The organism is Pseudarthrobacter albicanus, from assembly GCF_018224015.1.
GTDB lineage: Bacteria > Actinomycetota > Actinomycetes > Actinomycetales > Micrococcaceae > Arthrobacter > Arthrobacter albicanus.
In genome coordinates, this window is record NZ_JAGPOT010000010.1 from 56829 (window position 1) to 72369 (window position 15541).

Here is a 15541-nt window from a genome sequence, read left to right on the forward strand (position 1 = left end):
TGGCGGGCGAGGCTCAAAGTGGCTTGATCAAATTGGCTTGATCCGCGCGCAACACTGACCCCGTTGCGCCGCTCCGCTCGCCCTCAGGTCCTCCAGGTCGAGCGCCTCGATCCGGTCCGGCGGCATTCCGCATCCGGCGGCAGCCCCATTCAAGAAGGCGCCGTTCATGGCGCACACCACCCCGGCATGGCCTGCGGCAAGGCGGTGGAAGGGGCAGTTCACCAGAACCAGGCCGCCCGCGCCGTCGCTCTCCGGCCGGTACCCCTCCGCCGCGAGGAGCCCGGCGAAGTTTTCCGCAGCCGCCCCGGCGGCCTCGCCCGCGACCTCGGCTGCCGCTTTGCCTGCCGACTCACCCCGGGCATAGGCACTCCGGAGCAGCGCCTCGCGGGCCGGAACGCCATCGGCGGCCGACGCTTCGACAGCGGCGAGCAGCAGCTCGGCGGCAAGATCGTAATTCCGGTCCGGGACGGAGGCGGCCACCTCCTGGACTGCGGCCCGGTAGAGCTTGGCCGGACGTCCGGAGCCGGGGCCTTCCCTGCCCCCGAGCTTCCGGAACTCCACGGCCAGCAGCCCGTCCTGCACCAACCGGTCCAGGTGGAATGACGCGGTGCTCCTGGCCAGCCCGAGGGCGCCCGCGGCATGGTCGCGTCCCACTGCGTCCTCCGACGCCGCGACGAAGTCGAAAAGCTTCCGGCGGGTCTCATCGCCCAGGGAAGCGAGGGCCGCAATCCTGCGGATCCACGGAATACGGTTCATGAAATCAGCCTAACTCTAAAAACAAGATCCATTGCTTAACCTGATGCTTCATTCTAAAATCAGTTTATCTACTTTTAGAAGGAGTTGCCATGAAGTCTTCATCAGCCCTCGCGACACGCCCCTCGCTGCTCGCGGCCGCCCCGGAGCGGCAGGCCTTCCTGCTGCTGCGGACGGTGTTCACCGTGGCGCCGATCATCTTCGGCCTGGACAAATTCACCAACCTGTTGACCCACTGGACGATGTATCTGGCACCCGTCGCCACGTCCGTGGTCCCGCTGCCGGCCCAGACCATCATGTACATCGTCGGCGTGGTTGAGATCATCGCCGGCCTGGCCGTGGCGTTCAGGCCACGCTTCGGATCGTTGCTGGTGGCAGCCTGGCTGCTGGGCATCATCATCAACCTCATCGTCCTGGGCAACTTCTACGACGTGGCCCTTCGCGACTTCGGCCTGCTGGTGGGTGCGCTGGCACTGAACAGGCTGTCGCCCAAGGCCCGCTGAAAGCGGGTCCCTCTGGACGATGCTCCGAACAGGGCTCCGAACGGGGCTCTGAACGGGGCGCAGCGGCCGGCCGGCACCGTTGGCCTGCCGGTCACCAGCCAATTGCCGGCCGGTCGCTACCCATTTGCCGGCCGTCACCAGCCATTTGCCGAAGAAGGCCGCTATCCCGATCCGGATAGCGGCCTTCTTCGGCAAATGGCACCGGGAAACCGGTTCCGCCCCGACCAGGACGGGGGCAGCCGGCGGGAACCATCCGGGCGCATACGGACGTTAGCCTTCCAGCCGGTTAAACTGGCCAGGCCGGCTGTCCAGGACAGGCTGGCAGCCTCAACAGAAGGATTCTCGTTTGACCCAGGGCAACAGCTCGCACTACCAGGTCCTCCGGATCCCCGTGACGGCGACGGACAAGGAGATCAAGGTGGCCTACCGCAGGGCTGCACGCCTGTCGCATCCGGATCACGGCGGCGATCCAGCAGCCTTCCGGCGTGTGACCCTGGCTTATGAGACCCTCATCGATGCAAAGCGGCGCGCCGACTACGACCGGTCCTACGGCGGCGGACCCCGCGGCGCCTATTCCCCCGCCGCCGGCGATGAAGGGGCCCATTTTGACGCCCCTGCGGCGGGCAGCCACGCTTCCGCCAACGTGCGCCGCCCCAACACGCCGCGGAACACCGCGGCGGATGCCCCGGTCTACGTTCCGCCGTTCGAGCAGTTCGCCCAAGGCGGCGAAGTGCCGCTGATCCCCGAGGTCGTGGCGCGGCAGCAGGTCCATGGCGTGCCCCGCAAGCGCGGAATCTTCGGCGCCGAGGCGAGGATCCAGCGGGAAATGCGGACGGTCCAGCTCATCAGCCGGCAGATCCTTCCCGCCATCCCGGCCGCGCGCCTTATCAACGGCCTGCAGTCACCGGCGGACAACAGCCACATCGACCATGCGTTGCTCGCCGGCTACCGGATGGCGATCATCGGATCCATGCTGCTGCCTCCCGGCGCCTACGCCTGGAACGGCAGCACGCTGACCCACGGCGGACGGTCCATCGCCCCGCCGCAGCTGGCCAGTGTGGTGCGCCGGATGCAGGACATCTTCCCGGAGCTGAATGTCACCGGCTGGACTGTGGTCCACAGCACGGACGGCAACCTCCACCAGCCGGTCATCGACCGGCACCGCCGTTCGTCCGCAGGACAAGACGACCACCGCGGCGACGGCCTTGACACCGTCCAGGTGGTCAACGCCGCAGGCCTGGCCCGCGGGCTCAAGCAGTTCCTGGGCTCCGGCCCCGCACCGAACACCGTCAACGTTTCCGTGCTCGCCCGGCTGCTGCGCGGCATGCACTAGCGAGGGCGGGCGTTCGCAGCGGCAGGCGTGCGTAGCAGGGGTGACAGGACCGGGGACGGCCGATCGCTAGGATGGGAGCGTGTTCCGCATCCTCTTTCATACTCCCGAAATCCCCGGCAATACCGGCAATGCCATCCGGCTGGCCGCCATCACGGGCGCCGAGCTGCACCTGGTGGAGCCCCTGGGCTTTGATTTTTCCGACGCCAAGCTTCGGCGGGCCGGGCTGGACTACCACGACCTCGCCGTCGTGACCGTCCACCCCAACATCGACGCCGCCTGGGCGGCACTGCGGCCGGAGCGGGTCTTCGCGTTCACCTCTGATGGCGAGGCCTCCTATACGGAGATCAGCTACCGCCCCGGTGACGTGTTGCTCTTTGGCCGGGAGTCCGTGGGGCTGCCGGAGGAGCTCAAACACGACCCGCATGTGACCTCCCGCGTACGCCTGCCGATGCTGCCGGCCCTGCGCTCCCTGAACCTTGCGAACGCGGCGTCCATTGCCGTCTACGAGGCGTGGCGGCAGAACGGGTTCGCCGGCGCGAAACTCTGAAACCCGGCCCTACACAACGGCCCTACACCACGTCGCAACACCACAGCCCGGACACGGCCCTGGCATCATTTCCGGAACACAGCCCCGCAAGGTTTCCGGCTCTGCCGGCCCATCCGCTTGCCGTGCCGTGCCGAATCACCTCTAAGACCCACCAAATCATGGGCGGACGGCCGGCCGGATCACGGGCAGCCCCAGCGGGGAAGGGAGCGAGGAGCGGCAGGTGACCACAGTGCAGATGGACAGACGCCCGGGCCGGCCGGTTGCGGCGGGCTACACCCCGGGGGACGCCCGTCCTGGCCCGGAATCGACGGCAGGCACCTTATGCTTGAAGGTGATGGACACTCCCAACGCCCCGAACCCCGAGGCCGCCGCTCCCCCGGCCCCCGCAACCGACGTGAACCGCCGGCTCGGGGCGTTGCTGGAACGGATTGCCCGGGGTGACCAGTCGGCCTTTGCGGAGTTCTATGGGCTCACCTCCCGGCGCGTTTTCGGCATGGCCCGCAGGGTCCTGATCGACCCGGAGCTCAGCGAGGACACGACGCAGGAGGTGTTCCTCCAGGTCTGGCAGAACGCGTCCAAGTTCAACCCCGAGGCGGGCAGCCCGCTCGCGTGGCTCATGACCATCTCGCACCGCCGCGCCGTGGACAAGGTGCGCTCCTCCCAGTCCTCCACCGACCGGGAAGCGAAATATGGCGCCAGCAGCCAGGAGATCGACCACGATTCGGTCTCCGACGAGGTCGGCAGCCGGCTGGAGGCCGAGGCCGTCGTGCGCTGCCTGGCGACGCTGACCGCCACGCAACAGGAATCCGTGCGGCTGGCTTACTACGGCGGCCTCACGTACCGGGAAGTCGCAGAGAAGCTCAATGCCGCCATTCCCACCATCAAGTCCCGCATCCGCGACGGACTGATCCGGCTGAAGTCCTGTCTGGGGGTGAGTTGAGATGACCGACATGAATGCACAGAACAACGGCCGCGTCCCCGGCGGCTTCGCAGCCGATATCGCCACCGACCTCACCTCGGGCCGCGTGGTTGACCTGGCGGAGGTCTATGCGCTGGACGCCCTCGACGACGCCGAACGCGCCGCCGTCGAGCACTACCTCGCCGCCGCGCAGCAGGCCGAGCGCAGCGCCTTCAACGAACGCGTGCGCCAGGCCCGGGAAACGCTTGCCACCAGTTTCACCGCCGAGGAGGAACCACCGGCGGGCCTCTTGGACCGCATCGTGGCTGCCCTTCCGGCGCAGCCGGCAGGTCGGTTGGCCGACGGCGGCCCTGCTGCCGGCCGGCCCGATCCGGCGGCGCCTCCGGTCGCGGCACAACCCGTCCGCGAGCCGGCCGAACGGCCCGTCGCCGACGAGCTCGGTGCCGCCCGCCGGCGCCGGGAAGAACGGCGCCGGCCCCAGGGCATGCGCAACTGGCTCGTCGGCGTCGCCGCCGCCGCCGCGATCGCCCTGGGCGGTGTCGGCGTGGGTGCCTACGTGGCGAACCAGAACGATCCGCTCAACCAGGTGCTTCAGGCCGGCGACAAACGGCAGGCAACCGTCGAGGTCAGCGGCGGCGGCACCGCCACCGTGACCATCTCCTCGTCGAAGGACGCCGTCGTGGTCAGGATGAACGGTGTCCCGGCACCGCCGGCCGGCAAGGTCTACCAGATGTGGCTGATCCCGAAGGACGGCTCCGCTCCCGTCTCACAGGGCCTGATGGATGCCGAAGCCCTCTCCAAGCCGGCCGTGGTCAAGGGCATCGCCTCCGCCGCGGCCCTGGGAATCACCGTGGAACCGGCCGGCGGCTCCGCCCGCCCGACCCTGCCGACCGTGGCTGCCGCACCGCTCGGAGCATAGCTCCGGACGGCGCCGCCGGGTACCAGCGAAAGCACAACAAAGCCGCGCAGGCCGTGATCCCTTCCAAATGAAGGGATCACGGCCTGCGCGGCTTTGTTGTGCGGTGTTCACGGCGTTGCGGCGTCTGCCGTTTCCAGATGGAGCCGGTCGATGATTTCCTGCGCCTCCTCGGATGGCAGGGCCGAGACGCACAAGGAGATGAAGTCTTCGTCCTCGGTGGGCGCTTCCAGCGCATCGAACTGCGATTCGAGCAGGGCCGGAGGCATGAAATGCCCGTGCCGCGAAGCCAGGCGGTCCGAGATCTTGTCCTTGCTTCCCTGCAGGAAGACAAACACCACGCCCTCGCCGCGGAGGGCGTCACGATACACCTTCTTCAGTGCCGAGCAGGTGATCACACCCGGCGTCCCGTCCCGGGCGTGCGCCCGGATCCATTCGGCGATGGATTCCAGCCACGGCCATCTGTCCTCATCGGTCAGCGGCTCACCGGCCTGCATCTTGGCAACGTTCGACGCCGGGTGCAGGTCATCGCCTTCTGCAAGATCCCATCCGAGCTTGCCGGCCACGAGGCCGGCCACAGTTGATTTCCCCGACCCTGAGACGCCCATGATCACCAGGACGGGGTGCTGCGCAGTCTTCGCCATCAAAGTCTGCCTTCCATTCCATCAAAATAAATATGATTTAAACAGAGGCAAGCATATGACAGGCGTTACATTCGGGCAACCCTAGAAGCCGGCGATGGTCCCCGGGCCGTTGACTGATACGACGTGGAAGGCCTCGGCGCTGCGCCCGGCCGGCAGTCCCGCCCGGCGGCCGGAGTCCTGCAGCAGGGCCCGCACGGTGCGGTCCATGGCCTCCACGTCGGGATGCTGGCTGGTGTGGACGTGGATGGCGGCGAGCTTGCTGTCCACCTGGTCCGTGACCTCGACAAAATGGTTTTCACGCGCCTCGGGCCCGGCGAAGAGCCACAGCCAGGGCAGCTTGTAGGCCTCGAGGCCGGCCGCGGCCAGCTCCGGGTAGGCGAAGGGGTTTTCCAGCGCCGGGTACACGGCCCGGGTCACCGCCTCCCCCACGGCCAGATGGTCCGGGTGGCTCTTCTGGATCCGGTTCCAGTCGCGTTCGGGGTGCATGGCGAGCACGACGTCGGGCCGGAGTTGGCGGATCAGCCGCACCACGTCCCGCATCACCTCGTGGGAGGGTTCAAGGAAGCCGTCGCGCTGGTGCAGGTAGTGGATGTCGGTGACGCCAACGAGGGCGGCGGCGCGCTCCTGCTCCGCGGTACGCAGCCGGACTATTTCGTCGCGTTGTTCCGGGTCGAAGCCGCCGGCGTCGCCGTCGGTCATGATGCAGTAGCTGACCTGGACCCCCGCGGCGGTCCAGGCGGCAATGGTGCCGGCGGCGCCGAAGTCGATGTCATCGGGGTGCGCGCTGAAACACAGCACCCGTTCGACCCGGTGCGTCTCCGGATCGAACGGGCCGGGCGCCGGAACGGCGTTGCTGCCCAAGGAATCAGCCCCTGCGCTTCTTGAGTTCCTCGGTGGCCTGCGGCAGGACCTTGAACAGGTCCCCGACGACGCCGAAGTCGGCGATTTCGAAGATCGGCGACTCCGCGTCCTTGTTCACCGCGACGATCACCTTGGCGGTCTGCATCCCGGCCTTCTGCTGGATGGCGCCAGAGATGCCGGCCGAGATGTACAGCTGCGGCGAGACAGTCTTGCCGGTCTGGCCCACCTGGGCGTCGTGGCCGATCCAGCCGGCGTCGGTCGCGGCGCGGGAGGCGCCGATGGCGGCGCCGAGCACGTCGGCGAGCTCTTCCAGCGGGCCGAAGTTGCCGTCGACGCCGCGGCCGCCGGCCACGACGATGCGCGCCTCGGACAGGTCCGGGCGGCCGCTGGCAGCCTTCTCGTTGCGGGCGGTGACCCGGGCCGAGGCGGCGGTGGCGGTCTCCGGCAGCTCCACGGTGACGGGCTGCGGCGCGGCGGCCGTGGCGGCCGGCTCGGGCGTGATGCTGTTGGCCTTCACGGTGAGCACGGAAACAGGCGTCGTGGCCTTCGCCGTGGTCATGTAGGAGCCGGCGAGCACGGACTTGTGGGCCGTCCCGTCCGGGTCCACGGCCACGACGTCGGTGATGACGCCGGCGCCGAGCTTGATGCCCAGGCGGGCCGCGATTTCCCTGCCCTCGGCCGAGTTCTCGGTCAGGACCACGGTGGCCCCTGAAGCCTCAACCGCTGCGGCGAGGTAGGAGGCCTTGGGCCCCACGAGGTAGTCGTCCAGGTCTGCGGCGGACGGGACGTACAGCACTTCGGCGCCGTACTCGCCCAGTGTGGCCGCAACGTCGTCGTGCAGTTCGCCGTTGAAAGCGACTGCGGGCTCCCCCATGGATCGGGCGATGGTCAGCAGCTCCAGGCTGGCCTTCTTCAGCACCTGGCCGGGGTTGTCAATGAATACAAGAACTTTTGCCATGTTCGGAAATTCCCCTTTAGAGCAGCTTCTGGGCGGCCAGGAACTCGACCAGCTTGATGCCGGCGTCGCCTTCGTCGGTGATGATGGTCCCTGCCGTCCGCGGCGGACGTGCCTCGGCGGCCTCGACGGCGGTCCAGGAGCCGGAAAATCCGACCTGCGCCGGGTCCACGCCGATATCGGCCAGGGTCAGCGTGGTGATGGTCTTCTTCTTGGCCGCCATGATGCCCTTGAAGTTCGGGTAGCGGGGTTCGTTGATCTGGTCCGTGACCGAGACGACGGCGGGCAGTTCGGCCTCGATGGTGTCCGCGTGGGAGTCGCCGTCGCGGCGGGCGGTGAGCTTGCCGCCGTCGAGCTCCAGCCAGGACGCGAAGGTGACCTGCGCGAGGTCCAGCCGCTCCGCGAGCTGGGCCGGCACCAGGGAGGTTTCGCCGTCCGTGGAGGCCATGCCGGTCAGGATGAGATCAACCGGCGCGTCCGCGCCCAGGTGGCGGACAGCGGCGGCCAGCGCCAGGGAGGTCGCCGCGGCGTCGGATCCGGCCAGCGCGTCGTCGCTGAGGTGCACGCCTTCCGTGGCCCCGATCTGCAGGGATTTCTTCACGGCGTTGACGGCACCGGCGGGGCCCATGCTCAGGGCGATGACCTTGTTGCCGGCCGCCGCGCCGCCGCGGGCCTCGATGAGCTGCAACGCGGCTTCGAGGGCGTATTCGTCCAGCTCGGAGAGGATGCTCTCGGAGCGGTCCGTGGTGTTGGCCCCGCCGGTCAGGTGACGGTCGAACTGCGCGTCAGGGACGTGCTTGACGAGCACGATGATCTTCAATGTCTCTTCCACTGTTGTACAGCAGCCTTCCATGCGGGGGGACGGCCGGACGGGCGCGGCCAGGGCCGCGGAATGCCCGGGTGCCGGGGTTTCTCCTAGCTAACCATATAGCGGCGCCGCGGCGCGGGCCCGGTCCTGCATGTGTCAGGGCTGTTGCGGGAGGTGCGGGACAACAGGCGAGGCCGGACGGCACCTGGGGGTGCCGTCCGGCCTCGCGGATACTGCTGGTGTCCGGTCCTGTGTTTCGCTCCTGTGTTCGCTACTGCTCCGCTGCCGTGCCGAGCGTCACGTCCAGTTCCTTCTGCTGCCCGCCCCGCAGGACTGTCACCTTGACTGTGGCGCCCGCGGGCTGCTCGCGTACCGCGGCGGTCAGCTGGTTCGGGTCGCTGATGGCGAGGTTCTGGAACTTCGTCACGACGTCGCCGGCCTTAATGCCGGCCTTGTCGGCGGCGGAGCCGGACTCGACCGTGGCGACTTCCGCGCCGACCGAGAACCCGGAGGGCGAGGCGCTCCCAGACTTTGACTTGACGCTGACGCCGAACTGCCCGTGCGTGGCCTTGCCGTTGCTGATGATCTCCTGGGCAACGCGCTTGGCGTTGTTGATCGGAATGCTGAAGCCGACGCCGATATTGCCGCTGCTGCTGCTTGAGTCTCCGCCGGCCGAGGCGATCGCGACGTTCACGCCGATGATCTCGCCCTTGGTGTTGACCAGCGCGCCACCGGAGTTCCCGGGGTTGATGGCGGCGTCCGTCTGGATGACGTTGATCGAGATCGACCCCTGGTTAGCGGTGCTCTGGCCCTGCCCGCCGCCGGGAGGGGCGAACTGGAAGCCCTGGCCACCGCCCTGGGAATTGTCGGCACCGTCCTTCGGCGCCGCCGAGGAGGCGACGCTGATGGTGCGGTTGAGCGTCGAAACGATGCCGTCCGTGACGGTTCCCGTCAACCCCAGCGGCGAGCCGATGGCGACGGCGGTGTCCCCGACGTTCAGCTTGCCCGAGTCACCCAGCGTTGCCGGGACCAGCCCCGAGGCGTTGTCCATCTTGACGACGGCGAGGTCCGAGAGCGGATCGGTGCCGACGATCTGGGCCGTGGAGACCTTTCCGTCACTCGTGCGCACCTCGATGGCGGCCTTGGACGCCTTGCCGTCGAGGGTGACGACGTGCGTGTTCGTCAGGACATGGCCGTCACCGTCGAGGATGATGCCCGATCCGGTGCCGCCGTCGCTGCCGCTGGTGGCCTTGATGGTCACGACGCTCGGCGAGGCCTTCAGCGCGGCGGCGGTGATGGCGTTGACATCGTCCTTGTTGTTCACGATTACCGGCCCGGACTGGCTGGTGACGCTGCTGGAGGAGGCGGTGGAAGACCGGTCCGCCAGCAGGGCACTGCTGCCCGCGACGACCCCGCCACCGATCAGGCCGGCCGCGAGGATGCTGGCCACCAGGGTGGGGACGCCGAAGGCAGCCTTGCGCTTGGGTGCATGCGCAGGGTTGTTTGAATAGCCGGGACCGGACAGATACGAAGGACCCGACGCCGGCTGGTGGCCTGAATAGGGGCCTGGCTGCGAGGGGCTGTTCTGGTACTGGCCGTACGGGGTCTGGCCGTAGGGCGCCTGGCTGTACTGGGTTTGACTGTGGGGGGCCTGGCCGAATGCGCTGCCCTGGTGGGCCGGGGCGGGCGTCGTGGGGGTCTGGCCCTGCGGAGCCGGGGCCGAGTTCCCGGTGGCGTCCCCCTGGGCGTTCCCGACAGCGCCGAACTGCTGGGTCGCCGGAGCGTCCGGGTGGCCATAGCCGGGCTGGCGCGCCGGGTAGACCGGCCGCGGAGCGCCTTCGCCGGCGCCGTCCAGCCGCAGGGTGGGATTCCCCTGTGCCGGCTCCGGCTGTGCCGGCTCCGGCTGTGCTGACTCCGGCGCGGGGGCGTGGGGTTGCCCTGAAGCGCCCTCATAGGGCTTCGCCGGCTCCCGGTTCTCTGGTGACGCACCCTGCACTGGGTTCTCAGTCATAAGACTTCCTTTCATCCTCGTCTGCCCTTAACTATGGACGCTCTCTCTGATACTAGAGGGGAGGTTTGCTGGGAGGTTCCTGAACGCCCGAGAAGGGCGGCCGAGGTGTTGTTTTCAGCCTTCAGCGCGTTTCGCTGGTGGCATATTCCCGCCGGTGGACGGTCGGTTGGGTGCACCATAGAATCAAATGGAATTGCCCCAGCGACCTGCGGCTTTACATCTGCGTGGGGGCGCTGCTGCATTCTGGAACGACAGGTTCGGCCGAACCTGTCGCAGAAGTGCTGAAGGGTTGCACATGCGGTCTACGTTTAAACGGTTCCTCGCCATTCTCGGCGTCGCTGGATTGCTGGCGCTTCCCGCCGCTCCGGCCTTGGCCGAGGATCCGGTGGCCATCCCGTCCGGACAGAATGTCGTGGACAGCGCGAACGTGCTCGGCAGCCGCAAGCCCGAGGTCCAGGACGCCATCCAGAAACTCCTCAAGGACCACAAGTACAACCTGTATGTGGTCACGGTGAAGACCTTTGAGAACCCGGCGGACGCGAAGGCGTGGGCGCAGGCCGTAGCCACAAAGAAGGGCATGGGCAAGGCCGATGTCATTCTCGCGATGTCCGACGGCGGCGGGTACTACTTTGCGCCGAACTCGGCCAGCGCCATCGCCTCCAAGACCAGCAACATCACCCAGAACGCCGTCGCCGCCAACCTGGCCGGCGGCAAGCGCGACTTCGCCCAGGCGGCCATCGATACGGCCGCCGCGATCGGCGATGCAGCCGGCGGCGGCAGCGGCTCGGTTCCTTCCGGAGGCGCCGGCAGCGCGGTCCTGGTGGGGGCCGGCGTCGTCGCTGCCGGAGGCGTGGGCACGTATCTCTACCTCCGCAACCGCAAGAAGAAGGCCGGCCAGGGAGCCGGCTTCGGGCCGCAGGGCGCGGAACTGGACCCGCTGGCCGGGCTCAGCGTCACGGAGCTGCGCCGCAAGAGCGGTTCGCTGCTGATCGAGGCGGATGATGCCATCAAGTCCAGCGAACAGGAACTCGGCTTTGCCCAGGCCCAGTACGGTGATTCCGCCGTCGGCAACTTCACCAAGGCGCTGCAGGACGCCAAGGCGCACATGTCCGAGTCCTTCAAACTGCAGCAGCAGCTCGACGACCATATCCCGGACACCGAGGAGCAGCAGCGCAGCTGGCTCGGCGAAATCATCCGCCGGTCCGAGGCTGCCCTGGCCTCCCTCCAGGAGCAAAAGGCGGACTTCGACTCGCTCCGGGAGCTGGAGAAAAACGCCCCGCAGGCCCTCGCCGCCGTCGCCGCGGGCGCCTCGGAAGCCGAGGCCAGGATTGCCAGCGCGGAACAGTCCCTGACGGAGTTGCGCTCCAAATACGCCGACAGCGCCCTGGTGCAGGTGGCCGACAACATCAGCCAGGCCAAGGAACGCCTGGCCTTCGTGCAGAACGCCTCCGCCACGGCCCGCGGGAAACTCGCCGCCGGCGAAGGCAGCTTCGCCGCCGTCGCCGTCCGGGCGGCGGAGGAAAGCCTGCACCAGACCAACGTCCTGATCGACGCCATCGCCAAGCTGGCCGCGAGCCTCGACGAGGCGCGCAACGGGCTGGAGTCCGCCGTCGTCGACACCTCGCAGGACCTGGCCCAGGCCCGGGCCCTGATCCAGTCCGGGGCCCACCCGGAACTCACCGGCCCGGTGGCCGCGGTGGAGGCCGCGCTGGCCCAGGTCAAGACCGAGATCCAGGGCGGCAAGATCGATCCCATCGCGACGCTGAAGCGCGTGGAGACGGCGCACCAGTCGCTGGATGCGGCCCTCACGGGGATCCGTGACCAGCAGGAACAGGCGCGCCGCGCCCAGGCGTCGCTGCAGCAGAGCATCATGTCGGCCCAGGCGCAGATCAGCGCGACGTCGGACTACATCACGGCGCGCCGCGGCGGCGTCGGCACCGAGGCGCGCACGCGCCTCGCCGAGGCCCAGCGGAACCTGGATTACGCCCTGTCCATCAGCCGGACGGATCCGGTCACGGCGCTGCAGTACGCGCAGCAGGCCCACTCGCTGGCGGCGCAGGCGGCCCAGCTTGCCCAGTCCGACGTCGACCAATTCGGCGGCTACGCCAACCAGGGCTACGGCCGCGGCGGCATGTTCGGCGGCAGCGGAGGCGGCGGCCTCGGCGGCGCCATCCTCGGCGGCATCCTGATCAACTCGATCCTGCATGGCGGCGGAGGCGGAGGCTGGGGCGGCGGAGGCGGCTGGGGCGGCGGCGATTCCGGCGGCGGCGGAGACTTCGGCGGCGGGGGTGGCGGCGACTTCGGCGGCGGCGGCGACTTCGGCGGGGGCGACTCCGGCAGCTTCTAGACCGCGCTGACAGCCGCCGGCGGGAACATTCCGGCCGGCGGGTAGGGAAGTACAACCACTGTTCACGGAATTCAGTGGGAACCACTGAGCAGGACGAAAGGTAACACCATGAAGCAGTCCATTTTCGGCCGCATGGCGCAACTGGCGAAGGCCAACATCAACTCCTTGCTGGACCAGGCGGAAGACCCGCAGAAAATGCTGGACCAGATGGTCCGCGACTACACGAACAACATCGCGGAGGCCGAGTCGGCCGTGGCGCAGACCATCGGGAACCTGCGCATGCTGCAGGACGACTACAACGAGGACGTCAAGAACGCCCAGGACTGGGGCAACAAGGCCCTCGCCGCGTCCCGCAAGGCCGACGAATACCGCGGGAACGGCAACGCCGCCGACGCGGAGAAGTTCGACAACCTCGCCAAGGTGGCCCTGCAGCGCCAGATCGCGTCCGAGAATGAGGCCAAGGCCGCGCAGCCCAGTATCGCGTCACAAAGCGACGTGGTGGACAAGCTCAAGCACGGCCTGGACCAGATGAAGGGCAAGCTCAACGAGCTCACCAGCAAGCGCAACGAGCTCGTGGCCCGGTCCAAGACCGTCGCGGCGCAGAGCCAGGTCCACGACGCCCTCAAGAGCATCGACTTCATGGATCCCACGTCCGAGGTGGGCCGTTTCGAAGAAAAGATCCGCCGGGAGGAGGCCAAGGTCCGCGGACAGCAGGAACTCGCCGCGTCCAGCCTGGACGCGCAGTTCAACTCGCTCGAAGACCTCGGCGAGCAGACGGAGATCGAGGCGCGGCTCGCAGCGCTGAAGTCCGGCGGGTCTCCCGCCGCGATCGGCGCCGGCGAGGGCCGCTCTGCGGGGTCAACGGTCGACGAATCCGACTTCGACAAGCTCTAGGCAGGCCCACCCCCGGCCGTCCCCGGGACAAAAGGAAGGCCCGGATCATCAGATCCGGGCCTTTCCTTCATGCCACGGTTGCCCTATCGAGGTCTGACTTAAAAACATGCAGATACTCCTGGCGGACCTCCGTACGCTGCCGCCTGGGGACGATCCCGAAGATCTGTCCGATGTAGTACCTGTGAGCGCTCCCCGCCAGCACCTACTCAGCCCTGGGTTCTCAAGCGGGTTGGCGAGGCGCCCGCAGCGCGACGGAACCAATGCTGGAATGATCCTTGCTCCGGGAGCAGAATTGGTGCACGATGCCCATCCGGGGAGGACCAGCCATGGCTAAGAGCTCCGACTACGAATTGCAGACGACTTGGCGCGTCCCCGGGACCGCCGCGGAGGTCAAAGAGATCCTGGGCGGCCCGAGGCTGGATTCCTGGTGGCCAGCTGTCTATCTGGATGTTCAGGTCATCAGGGAAGCCGGACCGGATGGTGTCGGGCGCGCGGTTGCCCTCTACACGAAGGGCTGGCTGCCCTACACACTGCGGTGGACCATGACCGTCAGCGAGCCGATCACGGAGAAGGGCTTCGCCCTCACTGCTGAAGGGGACCTGAATGGGACGGGGCGGTGGACATTCGAGCCGGACGGCCCCGAGGCGGTCATCACGTACGACTGGCGGGTCAGCACCGCCAAGCCGCTGCTGCGCCGGCTCAGCTGGCTGTTCAAGCCCGTGTTCGCAGCCAACCACCGCTGGGCCATGGCCGCAGGAGAGGAAAGCCTGAAGCTGGAGCTGCGCCGCCGGAGGGCGGCCAGCAAGGCTGACCGGGCAACGGTTCCTCCCCCGCCCGGCCCCACATTCCGCCGAAGCCGTGCGTGATCAAGGGCGCCAAAGCGAACAGGGAGTCGATTGTGGAACATTCGTCAAACACGCTTGCCGAGACCAGCAGCATCTCTGCTCACGAGTCTGCCGCGGTCAACCAGCGGCAGCTGGTCCCCGCCTACTTCTACCCCGCATGGAGTGCCCCCGTGAACTATTGGGCCCAGGTGAACACCATGAAAAGCGGGTCCATAGCCATCATGAATCCCGGCAGCGGCCCCGGAGCGTCAGCGAATCCGGACTACACCAGGGCCATCTCCGAATGCCACACCCGGCGTCACAGGGTCATCGGGTACGTCTCGACCAGTTACGGCTCCCGCCCCTTGGCCGCCGTCCAGGCGGACCTCGATTCCTATCGCCGCTGGTATCCGGCCCTGGATGGAATCTTCTTCGATGAAATGCCGAACGACCCGGCGTTGGCCGGCGCCGGAGGCTTGTCGGTGCTGGCCTACTACAAGCAGCTCTACGCCTATGCCAAAGGGACCGCGGAGAACAGGATCGTGGCGGGCAATCCCGGGAACGCCGCCGCTACTGCCTGGCAGGTCGTCACACCGGTGGCTGATGTGCTGGTCACTTTCGAAGGCACGGCCGCCACCTACGAAACCTGGGTACAGCCGCCCTGGATTGCCAAGTACCCCGCGCATCGCTTCGGACACCTCATCTACGCCGCTGATGCCGCGAGCACTGCGCACGTGATCTCGCTGGCCAGGTCCCGTAACGCGGGCTGGGTCTACGTCACAGACCAGAGCGACGGCGTGATGTGGACTCGCCTGCCGGTGCCTTGGCCGAACCCGGTCTGACGATCACACGGAAGTCGTCACTAAACCCTGCTCAGCCCGATCTGCGCCGATCAGGCAGCCAACAGCCGGCGCTGGCCGTCGAGCCCAGGTACGGCCATTCCTTCGGGCCGTCCTGTAACGGGTGCCGCCGCCGGCAGACTCCGGCACCTGGGATCGGCCAGGACCGCGGCGGAACTGCAGCACGCTTCCGCAATAGTCGCCAACATCGAAGACCGGCTGGATGTCGCCATGCAGCTCCGAGGCCCAGCGCGATCTGCGGCTTGCTTCCAGATCGGAGAGTACTTGCGAAGCGGTTCAAGTGGGAAAACAAGAGAGCCCGCCCTCTCGGGCGGACTCTCTCGCGCATTCACCAACTTGGGTCAATCACTAAGCGAATCCGAAGCG

General features: G+C 67.9%; 15 protein-coding genes. 9 read left to right on the plus strand and 6 right to left on the minus strand.

Annotation, left to right across the window (positions count from 1 at the left end):
• Nucleotides 1–27: 27 nt before the first annotated feature.
• Entirely contained in the window at nt 28–756 is a 729-nt protein-coding gene (locus tag J9611_RS03405) for a helix-turn-helix domain-containing protein (RefSeq protein WP_211877729.1), read from the minus strand.
• 89 nt (nt 757–845) lie between these two features.
• Here J9611_RS03405 and J9611_RS03410 point away from each other — a divergent pair, with 89 nt between their 5' ends.
• The 5 genes from J9611_RS03410 to J9611_RS03430 all read left to right on the plus strand — a co-directional run bounded on the left by J9611_RS03410 (nt 846) and on the right by J9611_RS03430 (nt 4974).
• Nucleotides 846–1256 carry a hypothetical protein gene (locus J9611_RS03410; protein ID WP_211877731.1) on the plus strand — a complete coding sequence of 137 codons (411 nt, stop codon included), beginning with the start codon at nt 846–848 and terminating at the stop codon, nt 1254–1256.
• A gap of 346 nt (nt 1257–1602) precedes the next feature.
• The gene (locus J9611_RS03415) at nt 1603–2589 is read left to right on the plus strand and encodes a J domain-containing protein (protein WP_211877733.1); all 987 of its coding nucleotides are present in this window, start codon (nt 1603–1605) and stop codon (nt 2587–2589) included.
• Between the two features lie 79 nt (nt 2590–2668).
• The gene (locus tag J9611_RS03420; protein ID WP_211877735.1) at nt 2669–3136 is read left to right on the plus strand and encodes a tRNA (cytidine(34)-2'-O)-methyltransferase; all 468 of its coding nucleotides are present in this window, start codon (nt 2669–2671) and stop codon (nt 3134–3136) included.
• A 334-nt stretch (nt 3137–3470) separates the two neighbouring features.
• Nucleotides 3471–4076, plus strand: coding sequence for an ECF RNA polymerase sigma factor SigK (gene sigK, locus J9611_RS03425; RefSeq protein ID WP_211877736.1), 606 nt, complete (start codon nt 3471–3473; stop codon nt 4074–4076).
• 1 nt (nt 4077) lies between these two features.
• Nucleotides 4078–4974: an anti-sigma factor gene (locus tag J9611_RS03430; RefSeq protein ID WP_211877737.1), complete on the plus strand. Its 897-nt coding sequence runs from the start codon at nt 4078–4080 to the stop codon at nt 4972–4974.
• Between the two features lie 107 nt (nt 4975–5081).
• Here the strand turns inward: J9611_RS03430 and J9611_RS03435 are convergent, their stop codons facing one another.
• The 5 genes from J9611_RS03435 to J9611_RS03455 form a co-directional block, all read right to left on the minus strand.
• The gene (locus J9611_RS03435; protein WP_211877738.1) at nt 5082–5615 is read right to left on the minus strand and encodes a gluconokinase; all 534 of its coding nucleotides are present in this window, start codon (nt 5613–5615) and stop codon (nt 5082–5084) included.
• Between the two features lie 81 nt (nt 5616–5696).
• On the minus strand, nt 5697–6476 hold the full coding sequence (locus tag J9611_RS03440; RefSeq protein WP_211877740.1) for a PIG-L deacetylase family protein: 780 nt from the start codon (nt 6474–6476) through the stop codon (nt 5697–5699).
• Between the two features lie 4 nt (nt 6477–6480).
• Nucleotides 6481–7434 (minus strand): electron transfer flavoprotein subunit alpha/FixB family protein, encoded by a 954-nt coding sequence (locus tag J9611_RS03445; RefSeq protein WP_211877742.1) that lies wholly within the window; start codon nt 7432–7434, stop codon nt 6481–6483.
• A gap of 16 nt (nt 7435–7450) precedes the next feature.
• On the minus strand, nt 7451–8251 hold the full coding sequence (locus tag J9611_RS03450; RefSeq protein WP_211877850.1) for an electron transfer flavoprotein subunit beta/FixA family protein: 801 nt from the start codon (nt 8249–8251) through the stop codon (nt 7451–7453).
• Nucleotides 8252–8510: 259 nt separating this feature from the next.
• Nucleotides 8511–10250 (minus strand): trypsin-like peptidase domain-containing protein, encoded by a 1740-nt coding sequence (locus J9611_RS03455; RefSeq protein ID WP_211877745.1) that lies wholly within the window; start codon nt 10248–10250, stop codon nt 8511–8513.
• Nucleotides 10251–10545: 295 nt separating this feature from the next.
• On the opposite strand from J9611_RS03455, the gene J9611_RS03460 reads away from it, so the two are divergent.
• The 4 genes from J9611_RS03460 (at nt 10546) to J9611_RS03475 (ending at nt 15157) form a co-directional block, all read left to right on the plus strand.
• Nucleotides 10546–12597: a TPM domain-containing protein gene (locus J9611_RS03460; protein ID WP_211877753.1), complete on the plus strand. Its 2052-nt coding sequence runs from the start codon at nt 10546–10548 to the stop codon at nt 12595–12597.
• Between the two features lie 108 nt (nt 12598–12705).
• Nucleotides 12706–13491 carry a PspA/IM30 family protein gene (locus tag J9611_RS03465; protein ID WP_211877754.1) on the plus strand — a complete coding sequence of 262 codons (786 nt, stop codon included), beginning with the start codon at nt 12706–12708 and terminating at the stop codon, nt 13489–13491.
• Between the two features lie 326 nt (nt 13492–13817).
• A complete protein-coding gene (locus J9611_RS03470; protein WP_211877755.1) occupies nt 13818–14357 on the plus strand; it encodes an SRPBCC family protein in 540 nt (179 codons plus the stop codon).
• A gap of 32 nt (nt 14358–14389) precedes the next feature.
• Nucleotides 14390–15157 (plus strand): spherulation-specific family 4 protein, encoded by a 768-nt coding sequence (locus tag J9611_RS03475; RefSeq protein WP_211877756.1) that lies wholly within the window; start codon nt 14390–14392, stop codon nt 15155–15157.
• The last annotated feature ends 384 nt before the right edge of the window (nt 15158–15541 follow it).